Source organism: Bradyrhizobium sp. USDA 4472, from assembly GCF_054058595.1.
Genome location: NZ_JBSSAM010000001.1, coordinates 5,678,268 through 5,694,651, shown reverse-complemented (window position 1 = coordinate 5,694,651; position 16,384 = coordinate 5,678,268). Strand labels below are relative to the sequence as shown.

The following is a 16,384-nucleotide window of genomic DNA, read 5'->3' as shown; positions in this document are numbered from 1 at the left end:
CTTGAGGTAGCCTGAAGGCGCAAGGAATTCCAGAGTTTTGCTGAGAGGTGAACCATGGACGAGAGCGCAGTTGGCACGGGTGCCGTGACCGGAGGCGTCAGGATCCTGCTGCGGCTCGAGGGGCTCGCGCTGTTCGCGGCCATGACCGCGCTCTATGCGACCTGGGGCGGCTCCTGGTGGCTCTACGCCCTGCTCTTCCTGGTGCCGGATCTGAGCTTCCTGGCGTACCTGTCGGACGCCAGACTCGGCGCGCTGGTCTACAACGCCGCCCACAGCTACATGGCGCCGGTGGCGCTGATGACGCTGGGCTTAGGGTTCTCCTCGCCGTTGACCCTGTCCATCGCCTTGATCTGGCTCGCCCATATCGGCATCGACCGGGCCCTGGGCTACGGCCTGAAATATGACGCCGGCTTCGGCTTCACCCATCTGGGGCGGATCGGCCGCCAGAAAAGCGCCTGATCCCCGTGCACGCGCGGCGGGATGAGCGCGATTTGCCCGCGCTGATCAGTTGACCGGACCAGCCGATCCAGGCTTGCTCCAGATCCGATCAGGCGCTGACGGCGAAGAAGACGACGGATCGCGCGGCGGCCAGGCGACGCTCTATGCGAGCCTCGACCGCTTCCACAAGCTCTGGAACAAGTCGGGCGTGCAGTTCGCCGCAGCGCGCACGGTTTTGACGGCGGCCTGCTCGGCGTCGCCTCGGTCACCGTGTGGCCAATGCCCAGACCGTGCGCAATTGCCACATCAGGGAGGGCGACGGCGGCGTGCTGATGAACGGCGATACCAACGCGCCCTTCACCTACAAGGACCCCTGCGTCGAGCTCAATCCACATGTCGGCGGCAATCCCGCCACGGCCGAGGCCTCGCGAAAAGCGTTGGTGGAATTTTTGCAGACGTTGTTCAAGCTGGGATAGGCCCGCGTCGGCGCCAAATTCTCCGTCATTGCGAGCGTAGCGAAGCAATCCAGAGTCTTTCCGGGGTGACAGCCTGGATTGCTTCGTCGCAAGAGCTCCTCGCAATGACGAGCCCGATCAACCTGATGCGCTAGCGCGCGCGGCCCGACAGCCGCAGCACGAACACCAGCACTTCGGCGACGGCCTTGTAGAGGTCCGGCGGAATCTCTTCGCCGAGCTCGACCTTCGAAAGCGCGCCGGCCAGGATCTCGTTCTCCTCGATCGGGATGTCGTTGGCCCTGGCGATCTCGACGATCTTGGCGCCGATCGTACCTTTGCCCTTGGCGACGACCACGGGCGCGCCGCTGCCCTTCTCGTAATGCAGCGCGATAGCGAGCTTGGACTCCTCGCTCATGTGGCGCGATCCAGGAAATGCCCGGCGCGGGCCGGCGCGGGTTGCGGCGGGGTGCCGTCGCGCACGACGATGTCGCCGGGCTTGAGCTCGGCCTTGGTCAGCGCCTGATTGAGCTCACCGATGCCGGCGCGGAGTTGCTGCGCCGTCGCCGGCCGCTCGGCCCACATCCGCACAAAGGTCTTGTCGCCGTTGAGCGTGACCAGCGCATGCACGGGGCCCGCCGGCTCGACATTGAGCGTGAAGCGCGCGCGCCAGGCGCGCTTGGCGGTGTCTGGCGTTTCGTTGCCGCCGTCGCGCGATATCTCGAACTGGGCCATCGCGGTGCCCTGCGGCGTCGCAAACGGAATCTCGAAATTCCACTGCGGTACGCTCGGATCGATGCGATGGCCGCCGGCATCGACGCGGTCGGGCAGTGAAGCGACTTGCAGGAGGGTCTGCCGCGCGAGCGCGGCATCGGTATCGTCGAGCAGGCGATGCACGGTCGCAGCGAGCGGCGCATTCAGCGTCAGTGATGGTGAGGCGATTGCCTGCGGCGACGGAAGCGCGCCGCGGAACGGCGGCGGCGGCGGCGTACGCGCGGCCGCTTCGAAGACATGCCCGTCAGGCAGCACCTTGTTCGTGCCAGGCACATTGCCGGTCATGCGCGGCAGGTTTTGCGTGACCTCCTGCAGCAAGCTTGCGGCAAGGCCTGCGGAGATGGCCCGCGGCAGTGCTGCCTGCGACGTTTCGCCGGCCATGTCTTCCAGCACGGCAACCGCAAGCGCGGCGTCGCGCGGCATTTGCGTGAGTTGAGCGCCCCCCGCCTCGGGCCCTGGCAACGCCGTCTGCACAGCTTCGCCGGCCACCTGCAGCGCCGGAGCTGCATTCTGCTGCGGCGTGACGGCATTCGTCGCAATCGCAAGGGCCTGCGTCGGCGGCGCGGCGGGCTCGAGCGTGGCTGAGGTCACGGCCAGCGTCTGGCGCAGCACCAGCAGCGCGGCCTTCAAATCCGGTACCGCACCTGACGATGGCGTCCCCCCCGCGGCCAGCGAGGCTTCGAGAAACAGGCCGGATTTCTGGAAGGCGGATTCGATATCGCCGCCATCCAGCGCAGTGTCGAGCGGCGTCTGTTGCGCCAGAACCTCCAGCACCGCCTGCTTCAGGCCAGCAGGCAGATCGCTGCCGCTGACGACCGACGCCAGATTGGCAAACAATGGCGCCTGGCTGCCCTGTTTCGTCGCGGCCTCGGCCGATGCGACTGTGACGGCGACCTGCTCGGTCGGGGTCAAGGAATTGCGGACTGAGGTCATTGACGGCGCAAGCGACGGGCTGTCGACCAGCGAGGCGGCCGTCGCCGTCAGCGTGACCTGATCGGCGCTCGCCTCGCCCGCCCCATTGACGACAGCCAGCCTGATGGTGCCGTCGTTCCGCGATACCGCGAGCTGGAGATGTTGACCCGGGGTCAGCGACACCTCGGACATCACGTCCATCGAGAGGTTGGCGATCGCGATCCGCACCAGATTGTCCGCGAGCACGCTGACGACCTTGGCGTCGACGACGCTGCCGGCCTGAAGCACAAGATCCGGCGTGGCCGCATCAGCCACGAGGCTGGCGGCACTGACGGGAATGATCGAGCTTATCGGCGTCGCCATCTAGGGGGCCCGAGAGAACGTGCTCCCACCCTAAGGCCGCGGCGTAAACCTCTCGTTAAGGACCTTTGACCCCGGGCGGATTCACGGCCGTCAAAACCGCTACGGCGGCTTCGAAATCCCTCAAGCGGCTGGCCCGCCGGGCGGCGGCCTCCTCGTCCACGCCCCATTGGTCGATGTTCCAGTCCTCATCGACATGGGCGGCGGCCCAGACCTGATCGGCGTCGCGCACGCCATGCGCCAGCGCCAGCGCCAGCAGCGCCGAGCCGGTCAGGGTCGTCACGATGTGGAGGGCAGCCACCGACCAGGGATCATCAGGCAGCGCCGCGCGGGCGACCCGGAGCGCCTCGTCCGGCTGCTTCACATGCATGATGCCCTCGGACAGGATGAAATGCGCGCCCAGCGCCTCCGCGGCCCAGAACAGCACGGGATCCCAATGCGCGGCCTCGCGGGCGACCAGCCCCTCGGGGTGGCCGGCGCGATAGAACAGCAGGTCGGTCTCGAAGTATTTTGCGAGGTCATCCGCGACGAGCTCGACGCGGTCGACGACGCCCTCGACCACACTGTTGGCGATCCGCGTCAGCGGCATCGTCACCGGATCGATCGTCTCGGTTTGGGCGGCCCATTCCGCGGCCACGGCGTCGGCGAGCGCCCGCGCCGGGATCACCACTTGGCGCGTGGAAGGGGTTCGGATCGGCCTGCCGTCGAGCGTGATGGCAAAGCCGCCCTCGGCCTCGAGGACGCCCACCTCCTTGTAGAAGCGTTTGCGCAGCGGCGTGCGCGCGGAGGCACGCGCCGATTCCCGCGGGTCCGGCGGGGGCTGGCTGGCTGCTTCTTCGAACAATTCGCGCATGTGAGTATTCGGTCCCGGTCGCTGAATGCTGGGCTTTTAAGATAAGACCTATGGCCGATAAAGCGAGCGGCGGGGATGAGGGAACTTGCGCTGTCTCCACACCGTCATTGCTGTCGATGTTGCTGATTGGATCGCGCTGCTCTTGGTAGCTGCGAAGGCTTCGGCATTTTGTCGCGGCCTCCCCGCAACGACGGGGCTAACAGCGCAGGCTCAACTACTCCTCCGGCGCGTTCTCGATCGGGTCGAACCGGCTGGCGTCCAACCCGAGCAAATTCCACGACTGCTGCATATGCTGCGGCAGCGGCGCGGTGGCGTCGATAAAGCCGCCGCGCGGATGCGGAATGACGATACGCCTTGCGAGCAGGTGCAGCCGGTTTTGCAGGCCGCCCGGCAGCTGCCAATTCTCGATGTTGAAATATTTGGGATCGCCGACGATGGGATGGCCGATGTGCTCCATGTGGGCGCGCAGCTGGTGGGTGCGCCCCGTCACCGGCTTCAGCGACACCCAGGTCAGCTTGTTGCCGGCGGTCTCGACCACGGCATAGTACGTCACCGCGTGGCTGGCGCCCTCGTCGCCATGCTGGGCGATGCGCATGATGGTGTCGTCCTCGCTCTCCTCCTTCGCAAGGAAGGTCGAGATGCGGCCCTGCTTCGGCTTCGGAAGTCCCGGCACCAGCGCCCAATAGGTCTTGCGAGCCGACCGCGAGCGGAAGGCGCCGGTCAGATGCGAGGCGGCAAACCGCGTCTTGGCGATCAAAAGACAGCCCGACGTTTCCCTGTCGATGCGGTGCACGAGGCGTGGCTTCTGGCCCTTGGAATCGCGCATCACCTCCAGCATCTGGTCGATGTGCCGCGTCATGCCCGAGCCGCCCTGCACGGCAAGGCCGGCGGGCTTGTTCAGGACGAGAACGTCGTCGTCCTCGTAGATCGTCATCTCCTTTAGCGCGGCCAGCGTCTTTTGCGCGCCCTCCGAGAGTTCACCTGCGGCCTTCAGCGTGTCGAGCTTCAGCGGCGGAATGCGGACGCTCTGCCCTTCCTCCAGGCGGTCCTTGCTGTCGACGCGCTTGCCGTCAACGCGCAGCTCGCCTTTGCGCACGACGCGCTGGATATGGGAAAACGACAGGCCGGGAAAGCGCGCCTCGAGAAAGCGATCGACGCGCATGTTGTTCTCGTCCGCCGTGACAGTGACGGTCTGCACCTTGGTCGGCAGCAGCGCCTCGACGGGTTTTTCCGGCGCGGCTCGCTCCGCTTCAGCCTTCGGCGGACGCCGCTCGGCGCGCTCGCCGGCGAAACGCGGCGGCTTGCTGCCGGGCTTGCCGCCCGGACGCGGTCCGGCCTTCGCGCTTCGTGCCTTCAACGGGCGCGATTCCTTGCGCTCGTCGCGTTCGCGGGGCTTTGGGTTCATTCTCTTGATACGGCGGCTCATGGTCGTCTGCGTACCCTAAAAGCCGGCCCCCGTCACGGCGAAATGGCCCGTTTTCAGCCCTTCCCACCCCGCTCCTTGCGCAGCTTGGCCCAGTAATCCAGCCGCTTCCGGATCTCCCGCTCGAAACCGCGCTCGGGCGGGTCGTAGAAGGTCTGGCGGCCCAGGGCTTCCGGAAAGTAGTCCTGGCCGGAGAAGGCGTCGGGGGCGTCGTGGTCGTATTCGTAGGCGGCGCCGTAGCCCTCAGACTTCATCAGCTTGGTCGGGGAATTGAGGATGTGCTTGGGCGGCAGCAGCGAGCCGGCCTGTTTTGCCACCTGCATCGCCGCCCCGAAGGCCGTATAGACCGCGTTCGATTTCGGCGCGGTGGCGAGATAGACCACGGCCTGCGCGATCGCGAGCTCTCCTTCGGGGTGACCGAGGAAGTCGAAAGCGTCTTTCGCCGCATTTGCGATGACGAGCGCCTGCGGATCGGCGAGCCCGATGTCCTCCACCGCCATGCGCACGACGCGGCGGGCCAGGAACAGCGGGTCTTCGCCGGCATCGAGCATGCGCGCGAGATAGTAGAGCGCGGCGTCAGGATCAGAGCCGCGCACCGATTTATGCAGCGCCGAGATCAGATTGTAGTGGCCATCGGCCGATTTGTCGTAGATCGGCGCGCGGCGCTGCAGGATGTCCTGCAATTGCGCGGCATTGAAAATCTCGTCGGCCCGTGCCGCGCGCCAGACCTCTTCGGCCAGCGTCAGCGAGGCGCGGCCGTCACCATCGGCCATACGCACCAGCACGGACCTCGCCTCGGCATCGAGCGGCAGCTTGCGGCCCTCGACCTCTTCGGCATGCGCGAACAACTTTTCGATCGCATCGGCATCGAGCGAGCGAAATACCAGGACGCGCGCGCGAGAGAGCAACGCCGCGTTGAGTTCGAATGACGGGTTCTCGGTGGTGGCGCCGACCATCACCACCGTGCCGTCTTCCATGACCGGCAGAAACGAATCCTGCTGCGCGCGGTTGAAGCGATGCACCTCGTCGACGAACAGCAGCGTACCCTTGCCCATCTCGCGGCGAGCCCGCGCGGCGTCGAAGGCCTTCTTCAGATCGGCAACGCCGGAGAACACCGCCGAGATCTGCTCGAAATGCAGGTCCGTCGCGTCCGCGAGCAGCCGGGCCACCGTGGTCTTGCCGGTGCCGGGCGGGCCCCAGAACACCAACGATCCCAGCGTGCGCGTCTCCAGCATGCGCGTCAGCGCGCCGTCGGGGCCGAGGATGTGATCCTGGCCGACGACCTCCGACAGTGCACGCGGCCGCAGCCTGTCAGGCAGCGGATGCGGCGCTTCTTGATCGAGCCCCGCCGCGGCGAAGAGAGTTGGGGTCTGCCGTGGTCGCTTCGGACTCATCCGCCCAGCGTGACGTTGATCTGCTGGCCGCCGCGCACCAGCGCAATGCGCCAGAGTCGCGGCTGCTCCTTCGCGGCCTTCTCGAGGTCGCTGGTCCTGGCGATCTTCTGGCTGTTCACGGACAGGATGATGTCGCCCTTCTGGAAGCCGACATTTTGCGCAGCCGTGCCATCGCCGATGTCGGTGACGACGACGCCCTCGGTGTCGGCATCGAGATGCAGCTCGTCGGCCACCGCCGGCGTGATGGTGGAGATCCTTGCACCCTGGAACGGCGAACGCGTGGTGATGACGAGTTCATTACGGCCGCTGTCCGGCGCCGTCTCGAGCGCGATCGTCAGCTTGAGCGGCTTGCTGCCGCGCTGCACGTCGATCTGCGCGGTGCCGCCGAGCGGACGGGTGGCGAAGCGGTAGTCGAACGCGTTGGGGTCGTCTACGGCCTGGCCATCGATTCCGGTGATGAGGTCGGAGGATTTCAACCCGGCCCGCGCCGCGGGGCCGTTGGGGACGACGCTCGCGACCAGCGCACCGGTCGGCGAGCGCAGGCCGAGGCTCTCGGCGATCTCTGCCGTCACCGCCTGCAGCTTCGCGCCGAGCCAAGGCCGCTTCACGGCCGTGCCGCCGCTCTTGGCGGAGGCGACGACGACGCGCACCATGTTGGCGGGAATCGCAAAGCCGATGCCCTGCGAGCCGCCCGAGCGCGAGTAGATCGCGGTGTTGATGCCGGCAAGCCGGCCGTTCATGTCGACCAGCGCACCGCCGGAATTGCCGGGATTGATCGCAGCGTCGGTCTGGATGAAGAACTGGTAGTCGGTGATGCCGACCTGCGTGCGCGCCAGCGCCGAGATGATGCCGTGGGTCACGGTCTGACCGACGCCGAAGGGATTGCCGATCGCGAGCACGACGTCGCCGACCATCAGCTCGTCCGAATTGGTGAATTCGAGCGCCGGAAATTTTTCCTTGGTGTCCTTCAGGCGCAACACCGCAAGATCGCTGCGGGAATCCTTCAGCACGATCTCCGCCTCGAACTCGCGCTTGTCCGCCAGCGACACCTTCACCTGGTCGGCGCCTTCGATGACGTGGACGTTGGTGACGATGAGTCCGGAGGAATCGACGATCACGCCCGAACCCAGCGAGCGCTGCACCTGCTCCTGCTGCTCGCCGCCGCCGAAGAAACGGCGGAAAATCGGGTCGTCCAGCAGCGGATTGCGGTTCTGCACCACCTTGGCGGCATAGACGTTGACGACCGCAGGCTGCACCCGCTGCACGATCGGCGCATAGGACAGCCGCAGTTCGGCTGGCGAGGACGGAACGCGACGGTCCTGCGCGGCAGCCGGATTGAAGTGGGCCGAAAAGGCTATGCACAGAGCCGTGACGACGGCGGTCCAGTTCGCTCGAAACATTCCTACCTCTCGGAAAAGACGCCGGAATATAGGCGCGTTCGTCTCCCAATAGAAGGGCGCCCGACGGCAATATTCAGTCCTCGCCCGGCGTCACGGGCATACAAGCCTCGCGTGCGAAATCGCAATTTGCTTGGCTTGGTGGATTGGCATGATGTGCGTCAGCTTGCATGCTCGTGCTGGGCAGATTCGGCTGCGGCGAATCGGCGTCAATGGGAACTGGGCAACCGGCGTTCACCGTCGCGGGGCAGTCATCGATCAGTCTTAGGCTCTCGCGTTCTCGACTTGGGGAAGTTCGTCAAAGGATGGAGTCACGACATGAGCAGGACAAGAATAGCGGCCACGGCGATTGGTCTCGCCGGCGCGCTGGCGGCCTCGCAGGCCCAGGCCCAATCGGCAAGCAACAGCGAACAGGAGATCGCGCTCCTGAAGCAGCAACTGAAGTTGCTGGAGCGGAAGCTCGACAAGCTGCAGAACCAGACCGCGGCGAACACGGCGGCAGCAGCAAAGACCAGGGCCGAAGCGAAGGCCGAGGCCAAAGCCGAAGCGCGCTCGGAGGCGAAGGCCGTCGTCGCCAACGCCAATGCGGCATTCCCGGTCAAAGGCGCCCCCCCAACGGCCGGCGTGATCGTGACCATGCCGAACAACCGGCCGACCATTTGCACCGCCGATCAAGCGAACTGCGTCGCGATCACCGGCCGCGTGCATTGGGACGTCGGCGGTTACGACTATCGTCCCAACACGGCGGCCACCGTGCCGCAGAGGCTGGACAGCGGCGAGAACGTCCGCCGCGCGCGCATCGGCCTCGCCGGCAAATTCTTCGACGACTGGAACTTCGCGCTTGTCTATGATTTCGGCGGCTCGTCGGACGGGTTCGGCGGCGCAGCGCCGGGATCGCTGCCCGGTGGCGGGGTCTCCGGCGTCGAGAACGCCTATCTCAGCTACACCGGACTAAAACCGTTCGGCGGCCGCATGGCCGTCGAAGCCGGCATCATGGACCTGCCCTACACCATGGACGAGGCCACGAGTTCCAACGACATCATGTTCATGGAGCGCGCCTCGGCCGGCGTGATCGCCACCAACATCGCCGCCGGAGATTTCCGCTCGGCAGCCGGCACGCGCTGGTTCGACGATCAGCTCTGGATCGGCGGCTATGTCACCGGACCTTCGACGGGCGCCATCCACTCCGCTTCGAGCGCGGCGCCGGCGGGCACGAGCGAGCAATACGGCGCGGTGGCGCGCGTTGCCGGCAATCCCATCAGCGGCAAGGACTACTCGGTGCATATCGGTGCTGACGCACAATGGCTGATCCAGCCGCCGCGCAACCTCATCGCCAATACGCAGACCGTCACGCTGAGCGATCGTCCGGAATTGCGGCTCGACCCGACGACGCTGGTGTCGACGGGGGCGATCGCAAATGTCTCGGGCGCCCAAGTCTACAGCGTCGAAGCGGCTGCGACCTACGGTTCGTTCATCGTCCAGGGTGAGTACTTCTGGTACAACGTCGACCGCACCGCCAATACCGGCGTGCCGCTGGTCGGCGCGCCGAGCCTGAAATTCCAGGGCGGCTATGCGCAAGCCGGCTACGTGCTGACCGGAGAGGGTCGGACTTACAATGCGGCAAACGCGGCCTATAACGGCGTCAAGCCGGCGCACCCGTTCTCGCTCGATGGCGGCGGCTGGGGCGCATGGGAAATCGCGGGACGCTTCTCGACGATCGATCTCAACGATCAGCTTGCGAGCGCCAACGGCGTCGCGGGCGGACGCCAGAACGTCTACACGCTGGCGCTGAACTGGTACGTCAACGGCAACGTCCGGTTCATGCTCGACTACCTGCACGGCACCGTCTCCAAGCAGACGCTGCCGCCGAGCGCGTTCGCGAATACGGGCTCGGGCTTCGACGCCGTGGCGATGCGTACGCAGTTCGCATTCTGAGACGATCTCGTCCGAAAGCGGCGCGAGCTGCTCCCGGACGATCACGCCGCCCGCTTCGGCTTGTTCGCCGCGACCGGCGGCGGCGCGCAGGCGAGCCGCTGCTGGTGGCTCTCGCCCCAGGCTTTCAGGATGTCGATCACCGGCCGCAGGCTCTCGCCGAGCTCGGAAAGGCAATACTCCACCCGCGGCGGGACTTCGGCATAGACCTTGCGGATGACGAGCTGGTCCTCCTCCAGCGCGCGAAGCTGCTTGGTCAGCATGCGCTGGGTGACGCTGGGCATCATGCGTCGCAATTCGCCGAAGCGCCTTGTGCCGCTCTGGAGGTGATAGAGGATCACGCCCTTCCATTTGCCATCGATCAGGTCCAGCGTCGCCTCGACCGAGCAGCCGGGACGACGGGCAAAATCGCGCCGTTTCATGCTTATTTCCCCGATAGTATCCAAACGGGCACTATATCCCCGAATTTACAGTACTTGCCAAATTGAAGCCGGGGCGACAGTTAGAGCGGCAGGCGAATACGCCATCTGATGGAGACAAGCCATGAAGGCCGTCGGCTACAGGAAGTCGCTACCGATCGAGGATCAGGATGCGCTGATCGATTTCGAAACCGCAAAGCCGGAGCCCAGGGGACGCGACATCCGCGTCGCCGTGAAGGCGATCTCGGCCAATCCTGTGGATTACAAGGTGCGCAAGCGCGCCGCCCCGCCGGAGGGCGAGACCAAAATTCTCGGCTATGATGCGGCCGGCGTGGTCGACGCCGTCGGCCCCGAGGTCAGGCTGTTCAAGCCGGGCGACGAGGTGTTTTACGCCGGCTCGATCCTGCGCCAGGGCACCAATTCCGAATTCCATCTGGTCGACGAGCGCATCGTCGGCAACAAGCCGAAGTCGCTGTCGTTCGCGCAGGCCGCCGCGCTTCCCCTCACCTCCATCACCGCCTGGGAATTGCTGTTCGATCGTCTCGGCGCGGTGCCCGGCAAGAGCGTCGATCCGCGAACGCTCTTGATCACCGGCGGCGCCGGCGGTGTCGGCTCGATCCTGATCCAGCTGGCACGCCGTCTCACCGGCCTTACCGTGGTTGCGACTGCAACGCGGCCGGAGTCGCAGAAATGGTGCCTCGATCTCGGCGCGCATGCGGTGATCGATCACGGCAAGCCGATGAAGGAGCAGATCGAAGAGCTCAAGGTGCCGCCGGTCGCGCTGGTGGCGAGCCTCACCTTCACCGACCAGCACTACAAGTCGATCGCCGAGTTCATGGCGCCGCAGGGCCGGTTCGGCCTGATCGACGATCCGCCGGAATTCACCATGAGCACGTTCAAGGGCAAGGCGATCTCGGTGCACTGGGAATCGATGTTCACGCGCTCCTCATTCCAGACACCCGACATGATCGCGCAGCATCATCTGCTGAACGACGTCGCCGATCTCATCGACAAGGGCGTTCTGCGCACCACGCTCGACCAGACCTTCGGCACGATCAACGCAGCCAATCTCAAGCGCGCGCATGCGCTGCTGGAGAGCGGCAAGTCGCGCGGCAAGATCGTGCTGGAGGGGTGGTAGAACATGTCGTTGGGGTGGGTTACGCCTGCGGCTAACCCACCCTTGCGCCCGGCCTAGGCGATCGTGTTGACGATGCCGCCTTCGGCGCGCAGCGCCGCGCCATTGGTCGCTGACGCCTGCTTCGAGGCGACGTAGACCACCATGTTCGCGATCTCATCGACGCTGGCGAAGCGTTGAATCAAAGAGCTCGGGCGATGCTGCCTGACGAAATTGGCAGCGGCCTCGTCGACCGATTGCCCGTTCTTCTTGGCGAGATCCTTCACGAAGGTCTCGACGCCCTCGGACATGGTCGGACCAGGCAGCACCGAGTTCACGGTGACGCCGGTCCCCCGGGTGAGCTGCGCGAGGCCACGCGCGACCGCGAGCTGGGCCGTCTTGCTCATTCCGTAGTGCATCATCTCGACGGGAATGTTGAGCCCGGATTCCGAGGAGATGAAAACGATGCGGCCCCAGTTGCGCCCAAGCATGCCCTTCATATAGGCGCGCGACAGCCGCACGCCGCTCATCACGTTGACTTCGAAGAATCGGCTCCAGTCTTCGTCCGGGATCTCGAAGAAGTCTTTCGGCTCGAAGATGCCGGCGTTGTTGATGAGGATGTCGACCTCGGGCAGATCAGCCACGAGCGCCTTGCATCCCGCCGCGGTCGAGACGTCGGCGGCGATGCCGCGCACCTTGGCGCCCGCCCCCTCCAGCTTGCGCACGGCCGCATCGACCTTGTCCTGGCCGCGTCCGTTGATGACGACGCTCGCGCCCGAGCCGGCGAGGCCCTTGGCGATGGCGTGGCCGATCCCGGCGGTCGAGCCGGTGACGAGGGCAGTCTTTCCGGACAGGTCGATCTTCATACGCAATCTCCATCGGTGGTGACGAGGATATCGTACCCCGCATGGGCGGCTGCAATCGCCGCTCACCGATGCGTGAGATTTACCTGCGCGATGGGCAGTGTCCGGACAAAGACGACGATGGCATCGAGGTCCTGCGGCGTCATGCCGGTGTCCTCATGAGACGTCGCCGCGCCATACAAAAAAGCGGCGCCCAGGGGCGCCGCTTTCTGAAATCCCGATACCGGCTGGCTTACGCCGCCTCGGCTTCCTTCGCCTGCACCGGACCGGAGTCCTGGCCCTTGGCATCGACGTCGCGGTCGACGAACTCGATCACCGCCATCGCGGCGTTGTCGCCGTAACGGAAGCCCGCCTTGATGATGCGGGTGTAGCCGCCCTGGCGGTCCTTGTAGCGCGGCGCCAGCACGTCGAACAGCTTCTTGACCTGGTCCTTGTCGCGCATCTCGGAGATCGCCTGGCGGCGCATGGACAGGCCGCCTTTCTTGCCGAGGGTGACGAGCTTCTCGACGATGGGGCGAAGCTCCTTGGCCTTGGGCAGAGTGGTGACGATCTGCTCGTGCTTGATCAGCGCGGCCGCCATGTTGGCGAACATCGCGCGGCGATGCTCGGCCGTGCGGTTGAGCTTCCGATGAACCTTGCCGTGACGCATGTGTAGTGTCCTTACTTGAAACTGCCGCGACGGTTCGTCGGACATGTTGCTCAGGTGGGCTGCCTGCGTTCGCCCAGATAGCGAGTGGTGAACGGCGAGGAGCGAATTGTCGTTCGCTATTCGCCACTCCCAATTCGCCAAACTCAGTAGTGATCTTCGAAGCGCTTGGCGAGCTCGTCGATGTTCTCCGGCGGCCAGCCCGGCACTTCCATGCCGAGATGCAGCCCCATCTGGGCCAGCACTTCCTTGATCTCGTTCAGCGACTTGCGGCCGAAGTTCGGGGTGCGGAGCATTTCCGCTTCCGACTTCTGCACGAGGTCGCCGATATAGACGATGTTGTCGTTCTTCAAGCAGTTGGCCGAACGCACCGAGAGCTCGAGCTCGTCCACCTTCTTGAGGAAGGCCGGGTTGAAGGCGAGGTCCGGGATGATCTCCTGGGCGACTTCCTTGCGCGGCTCTTCGAAGTTGACGAACACGTTGAGCTGATCCTGCAGGATGCGCGCGGCGTAGGCCACGGAATCATCCGGCGTCAGCGCGCCGTTGGTCTCGATCGTCATGGTCAGCTTGTCGTAGTCGAGGATCTGGCCCTCGCGGGTATTCTCGACCTTGTAGGAGACCTTGCGAACCGGCGAGTACAGGCTGTCGACCGGGATCAGGCCGATCGGCGCGTCCTCGGGACGGTTGCGCTCGGCGGGCACGTAGCCCTTGCCGGTGGAGACCGTGAACTCCATGCGGATCTCGGCGCCCTCGTCCAGCGTGCAGATCTGCAGCTCCGGATTGAGCACCACGACGTCGCCGACCGTCTGGATGTCACCCGCGGTGACGGCACCAGGGCCCTGCTTCTTCACGACCATGCGCTTGGGGCCCTCGCCCTGCATCTTGATCGCGATGTCCTTGATGTTCAGCACGATGTCGGTGACGTCCTCGCGGACGCCGGCGATCGAGGAGAACTCGTGCAGCACGCCGTCGATGTGCACCGACTGCACCGCGGCGCCCTGCAGCGAGGAGAGCAGGATGCGGCGTAGCGCGTTGCCGAGCGTCTGGCCGAAGCCACGCTCGAGCGGCTCGGCGACGATGGTCGCAAAGCGGGTCGAATCGCTACCGGGCTGAATCTGGAGCTTGTTCGGCCGAATCAGTTCTTGCCAATTTTTCTGGATCGTCACTGTTTCACCCATACAGGCCAGTCGATTTGAAGGTTCAAATACTGGCGTTGGAGAAAGGCCGCGGATCAGTCCCGCGGCTCCTTAAAAAACCATCGCGGGCGACAAGCGCCCGCAACGTCGTATCAGACGCGCCGACGCTTGCGCGGACGGCAACCGTTGTGCGGGATCGTGGTCACATCGCGGATGGAGGTGACGGTGAAACCCGCGGCCTGCAATGCACGGAGCGCCGACTCACGGCCCGAACCCGGACCGGCGACTTCGACTTCCAGCGTGCGCATGCCGTGCTCCTGCGCCTTCTTCGACACGTCCTCGGCAGCCACCTGCGCGGCGTACGGGGTCGACTTGCGCGAGCCCTTGAAGCCCATCGTGCCGGCGGAAGACCAGGCAATCGTGTTGCCCTGCGCGTCGGTGATGGTGATGGTCGTGTTGTTGAACGACGAGTTCACGTGCGCGACGCCGGAGGCGATGTTCTTGCGCTCACGACGACGAACGCGGGTGGCTTCCTTGCCCATAGACTACCTTTCCTGGAGATCTCAAACGCCGCCGTAATGCCAGCGGCTACACCTGTGAAAATGCGAGTGGCGAATGGCGAGCGGCGAACGAATCCATTCGCTGCTCCCCATTCGCCATTCGCGTCGAATTACTTCTTCTTGCCGGCGATGGCCTTGGCCGGACCCTTGCGCGTACGCGCATTGGTGTGGGTGCGCTGGCCGCGCACCGGCAGACCGCGACGATGACGCAGGCCGCGATAGCAGCCGAGGTCCATCAGACGCTTGATGTTGATGCCGACTTCGCGACGCAGATCGCCCTCGACGAGATAGTCGCGGTCAATGACTTCGCGGATCTGGAGCACTTCAGCGTCGCTGAGCTGATTGACCCGACGATCCTCGGGGATCTTCACCTTTTCGAGGATCTCACCAGCGATCTTCTGGCCGATGCCATGGATGTACTGGAGCGCGATCAGCACGCGCTTGTTGGTCGGAATGTTCACGCCGGCAATACGGGCCACGGCCTTCTCTCCTGTTGCCGATCCCTCGTCAGGAATCGGGCTTTAAGTGCTTATGTTTCTCGGGCAGGTGTTCACAAACGCGAACACGACGCCCACCCCTGGTCTTCCTGGGGCCCGGCATCGTTTGAAACTATCCGACTTGGATGCGGGGCTTATTAAGGGATTCAGGGGGCTTTCGTCAACCGCCGCTAGCGCCTGGCTCGCTTTTTCGTGACCTTTTTTGCGACCTTTCTGGCACCCTTTTTGACGGTCTTCTTGGCGGCCTTTTTAGCCGTTTTCTTGGCTGTCTTCTTTCCTGCCTTTTTGGTGCCTTTTACGACCTTTTTGGCGGATTTGGCTGTCTTTCGAGCCGCTTTCGCCGGCTTTTTGGCTGCTTTCTTGGCGGACTTGGTCTTTTCGGCCGCCCTGGCTGCACTGCGCGCACGCGACTTCCCATGCGGCTTCCCATGCGACTTCCCATGCGTCTTGGGCTCGACCGCGCCCAGCGCCAGCAGCTGGCGATGGATGGCACGGGTCACCTCGTCGATGGCCATCATGCCGTCGATGGTCGACAGCTTCCGGCGCTCGGAATAGTAGTGAATCAGCGGTTCCGTCTGGCTGCGGTAGCTGGCCAACCGCTTGGTCAGGACTTCCGGGGTGTCGTCAAGGCGGACCTCCTCCCCGCGCTCCCGCATCTGGGCGACGCGGGTCTCGACCCGGCTCAGCAGCGCGCTCTCGTTGACGCGAAGCTCGATCACGGCGTCCAGCTTGAGGTGCTTGTGCCGGAGCAGATCATCCAGAGCCTCGGCCTGCGGCACGGTGCGCGGGAAGCCGTCGAGGATGAAGCCATGCTTGGCGTCCGGCTGGTCGATACGGTCGGAGATAATTCCCACCACAACCTCGTCAGGCACGAGCCCGCCGCTGGCCATGATTTCCTTGGCCTTCAGTCCGACCGGCGTCCCCGCCGCAACGGCTGCACGCAACATCTCACCGGTCGAGAGCTGGACGATGCCATAGCGCTGCACCAGCAGCTGCGCCTGGGTGCCCTTGCCCGATCCTGGCGGTCCCAGAAGTATAATTCTCATTGGCGTACGCCCCCCATTGGGTGAGCGATATGTCGCGCACCCCTGTTTGAAACTCTGCAACAGTGCAAATCATAATCAGCGCCGCACCGCTACCCATATCATAGGGGAGCAAATGCCCGGACGCCAAGAAGGCCTTTGAAACCAGGGATTGCGCTGCCGCGAGAGCAG

At 65.0% G+C, this 16,384-nt stretch carries 16 protein-coding genes and 1 pseudogene; 4 read left to right on the top strand and 13 right to left on the bottom strand.

The window, feature by feature from the left end; genetic code table 11:
- Positions 1-54: 54 nt before the first annotated feature.
- Together ACVWZ4_RS26655 and ACVWZ4_RS26650 are read left to right on the top strand one after the other, a co-directional pair.
- Positions 55-459, top strand: a complete 405-nt coding sequence (locus ACVWZ4_RS26655; protein ID WP_456704065.1) for a DUF4260 domain-containing protein — start codon at positions 55-57, stop codon at positions 457-459.
- A gap of 118 nt (positions 460-577) precedes the next feature.
- A pseudogene (locus ACVWZ4_RS26650) lies at positions 578-914 on the top strand (hypothetical protein); the annotation flags it as partial.
- Between the two features lie 130 nt (positions 915-1,044).
- Here ACVWZ4_RS26650 and ACVWZ4_RS26645 read toward each other — a convergent pair.
- The 6 genes from ACVWZ4_RS26645 to ACVWZ4_RS26620 form a co-directional block, all read right to left on the bottom strand.
- Entirely contained in the window at positions 1,045-1,308 is a 264-nt protein-coding gene (locus ACVWZ4_RS26645) for an EscU/YscU/HrcU family type III secretion system export apparatus switch protein (protein ID WP_456704066.1), read from the bottom strand.
- Positions 1,305-2,939, bottom strand: a complete 1,635-nt coding sequence (locus ACVWZ4_RS26640) for a flagellar hook-length control protein FliK (RefSeq protein ID WP_456741514.1) — start codon at positions 2,937-2,939, stop codon at positions 1,305-1,307. The genes ACVWZ4_RS26645 and ACVWZ4_RS26640 overlap by 4 nt, the downstream gene beginning before the upstream one ends.
- 55 nt (positions 2,940-2,994) lie before the next feature.
- Positions 2,995-3,789 (bottom strand): ATP12 family chaperone protein, encoded by a 795-nt coding sequence (locus tag ACVWZ4_RS26635; protein WP_456790388.1) that lies wholly within the window; start codon positions 3,787-3,789, stop codon positions 2,995-2,997.
- A gap of 214 nt (positions 3,790-4,003) precedes the next feature.
- On the bottom strand, positions 4,004-5,215 hold the full coding sequence (locus ACVWZ4_RS26630; protein ID WP_456790387.1) for an RluA family pseudouridine synthase: 1,212 nt from the start codon (positions 5,213-5,215) through the stop codon (positions 4,004-4,006).
- A 53-nt stretch (positions 5,216-5,268) separates the two neighbouring features.
- Positions 5,269-6,606: a replication-associated recombination protein A gene (locus ACVWZ4_RS26625; protein ID WP_456790386.1), complete on the bottom strand. Its 1,338-nt coding sequence runs from the start codon at positions 6,604-6,606 to the stop codon at positions 5,269-5,271.
- Positions 6,603-8,006 carry a DegQ family serine endoprotease gene (locus tag ACVWZ4_RS26620; RefSeq protein ID WP_456735439.1) on the bottom strand — a complete coding sequence of 468 codons (1,404 nt, stop codon included), beginning with the start codon at positions 8,004-8,006 and terminating at the stop codon, positions 6,603-6,605. Before ACVWZ4_RS26620 ends, ACVWZ4_RS26625 begins: the two co-directional genes overlap by 4 nt.
- 315 nt (positions 8,007-8,321) lie before the next feature.
- Here ACVWZ4_RS26620 and ACVWZ4_RS26615 point away from each other — a divergent pair, with 315 nt between their 5' ends.
- Complete coding sequence (locus ACVWZ4_RS26615; RefSeq protein WP_456704072.1) at positions 8,322-9,938, top strand: OprO/OprP family phosphate-selective porin; 1,617 nt, start codon at positions 8,322-8,324, stop codon at positions 9,936-9,938.
- Positions 9,939-9,979: 41 nt separating this feature from the next.
- On the opposite strand, the gene ACVWZ4_RS26610 is transcribed toward ACVWZ4_RS26615, so the two are convergent.
- Positions 9,980-10,357 (bottom strand): winged helix-turn-helix transcriptional regulator, encoded by a 378-nt coding sequence (locus ACVWZ4_RS26610; protein ID WP_456704073.1) that lies wholly within the window; start codon positions 10,355-10,357, stop codon positions 9,980-9,982.
- Between the two features lie 121 nt (positions 10,358-10,478).
- Between ACVWZ4_RS26610 and ACVWZ4_RS26605 the strand changes: the two genes are divergently transcribed.
- Positions 10,479-11,492 carry a zinc-binding alcohol dehydrogenase family protein gene (locus ACVWZ4_RS26605; protein ID WP_456704074.1) on the top strand — a complete coding sequence of 338 codons (1,014 nt, stop codon included), beginning with the start codon at positions 10,479-10,481 and terminating at the stop codon, positions 11,490-11,492.
- Between the two features lie 53 nt (positions 11,493-11,545).
- Here ACVWZ4_RS26605 and ACVWZ4_RS26600 read toward each other — a convergent pair whose 3' ends face one another.
- From ACVWZ4_RS26600 to ACVWZ4_RS26575, 6 genes are all read right to left on the bottom strand, one after another.
- Positions 11,546-12,334: an SDR family NAD(P)-dependent oxidoreductase gene (locus ACVWZ4_RS26600; protein ID WP_456735440.1), complete on the bottom strand. Its 789-nt coding sequence runs from the start codon at positions 12,332-12,334 to the stop codon at positions 11,546-11,548.
- Between the two features lie 229 nt (positions 12,335-12,563).
- A complete protein-coding gene (gene rplQ / locus ACVWZ4_RS26595) occupies positions 12,564-12,980 on the bottom strand; it encodes a 50S ribosomal protein L17 (protein ID WP_057745449.1) in 417 nt (138 codons plus the stop codon).
- A gap of 143 nt (positions 12,981-13,123) precedes the next feature.
- Positions 13,124-14,155: a DNA-directed RNA polymerase subunit alpha gene (locus tag ACVWZ4_RS26590; protein WP_092228449.1), complete on the bottom strand. Its 1,032-nt coding sequence runs from the start codon at positions 14,153-14,155 to the stop codon at positions 13,124-13,126.
- Positions 14,156-14,265: 110 nt separating this feature from the next.
- Positions 14,266-14,655: a 30S ribosomal protein S11 gene (gene rpsK / locus ACVWZ4_RS26585; RefSeq protein WP_007603045.1), complete on the bottom strand. Its 390-nt coding sequence runs from the start codon at positions 14,653-14,655 to the stop codon at positions 14,266-14,268.
- A gap of 128 nt (positions 14,656-14,783) precedes the next feature.
- Entirely contained in the window at positions 14,784-15,152 is a 369-nt protein-coding gene (gene rpsM, locus ACVWZ4_RS26580) for a 30S ribosomal protein S13 (RefSeq protein ID WP_014494511.1), read from the bottom strand.
- A 188-nt stretch (positions 15,153-15,340) separates the two neighbouring features.
- On the bottom strand, positions 15,341-16,216 hold the full coding sequence (locus ACVWZ4_RS26575) for an adenylate kinase (protein WP_456741512.1): 876 nt from the start codon (positions 16,214-16,216) through the stop codon (positions 15,341-15,343).
- Between the last annotated feature and the right edge of the window lie 168 nt (positions 16,217-16,384).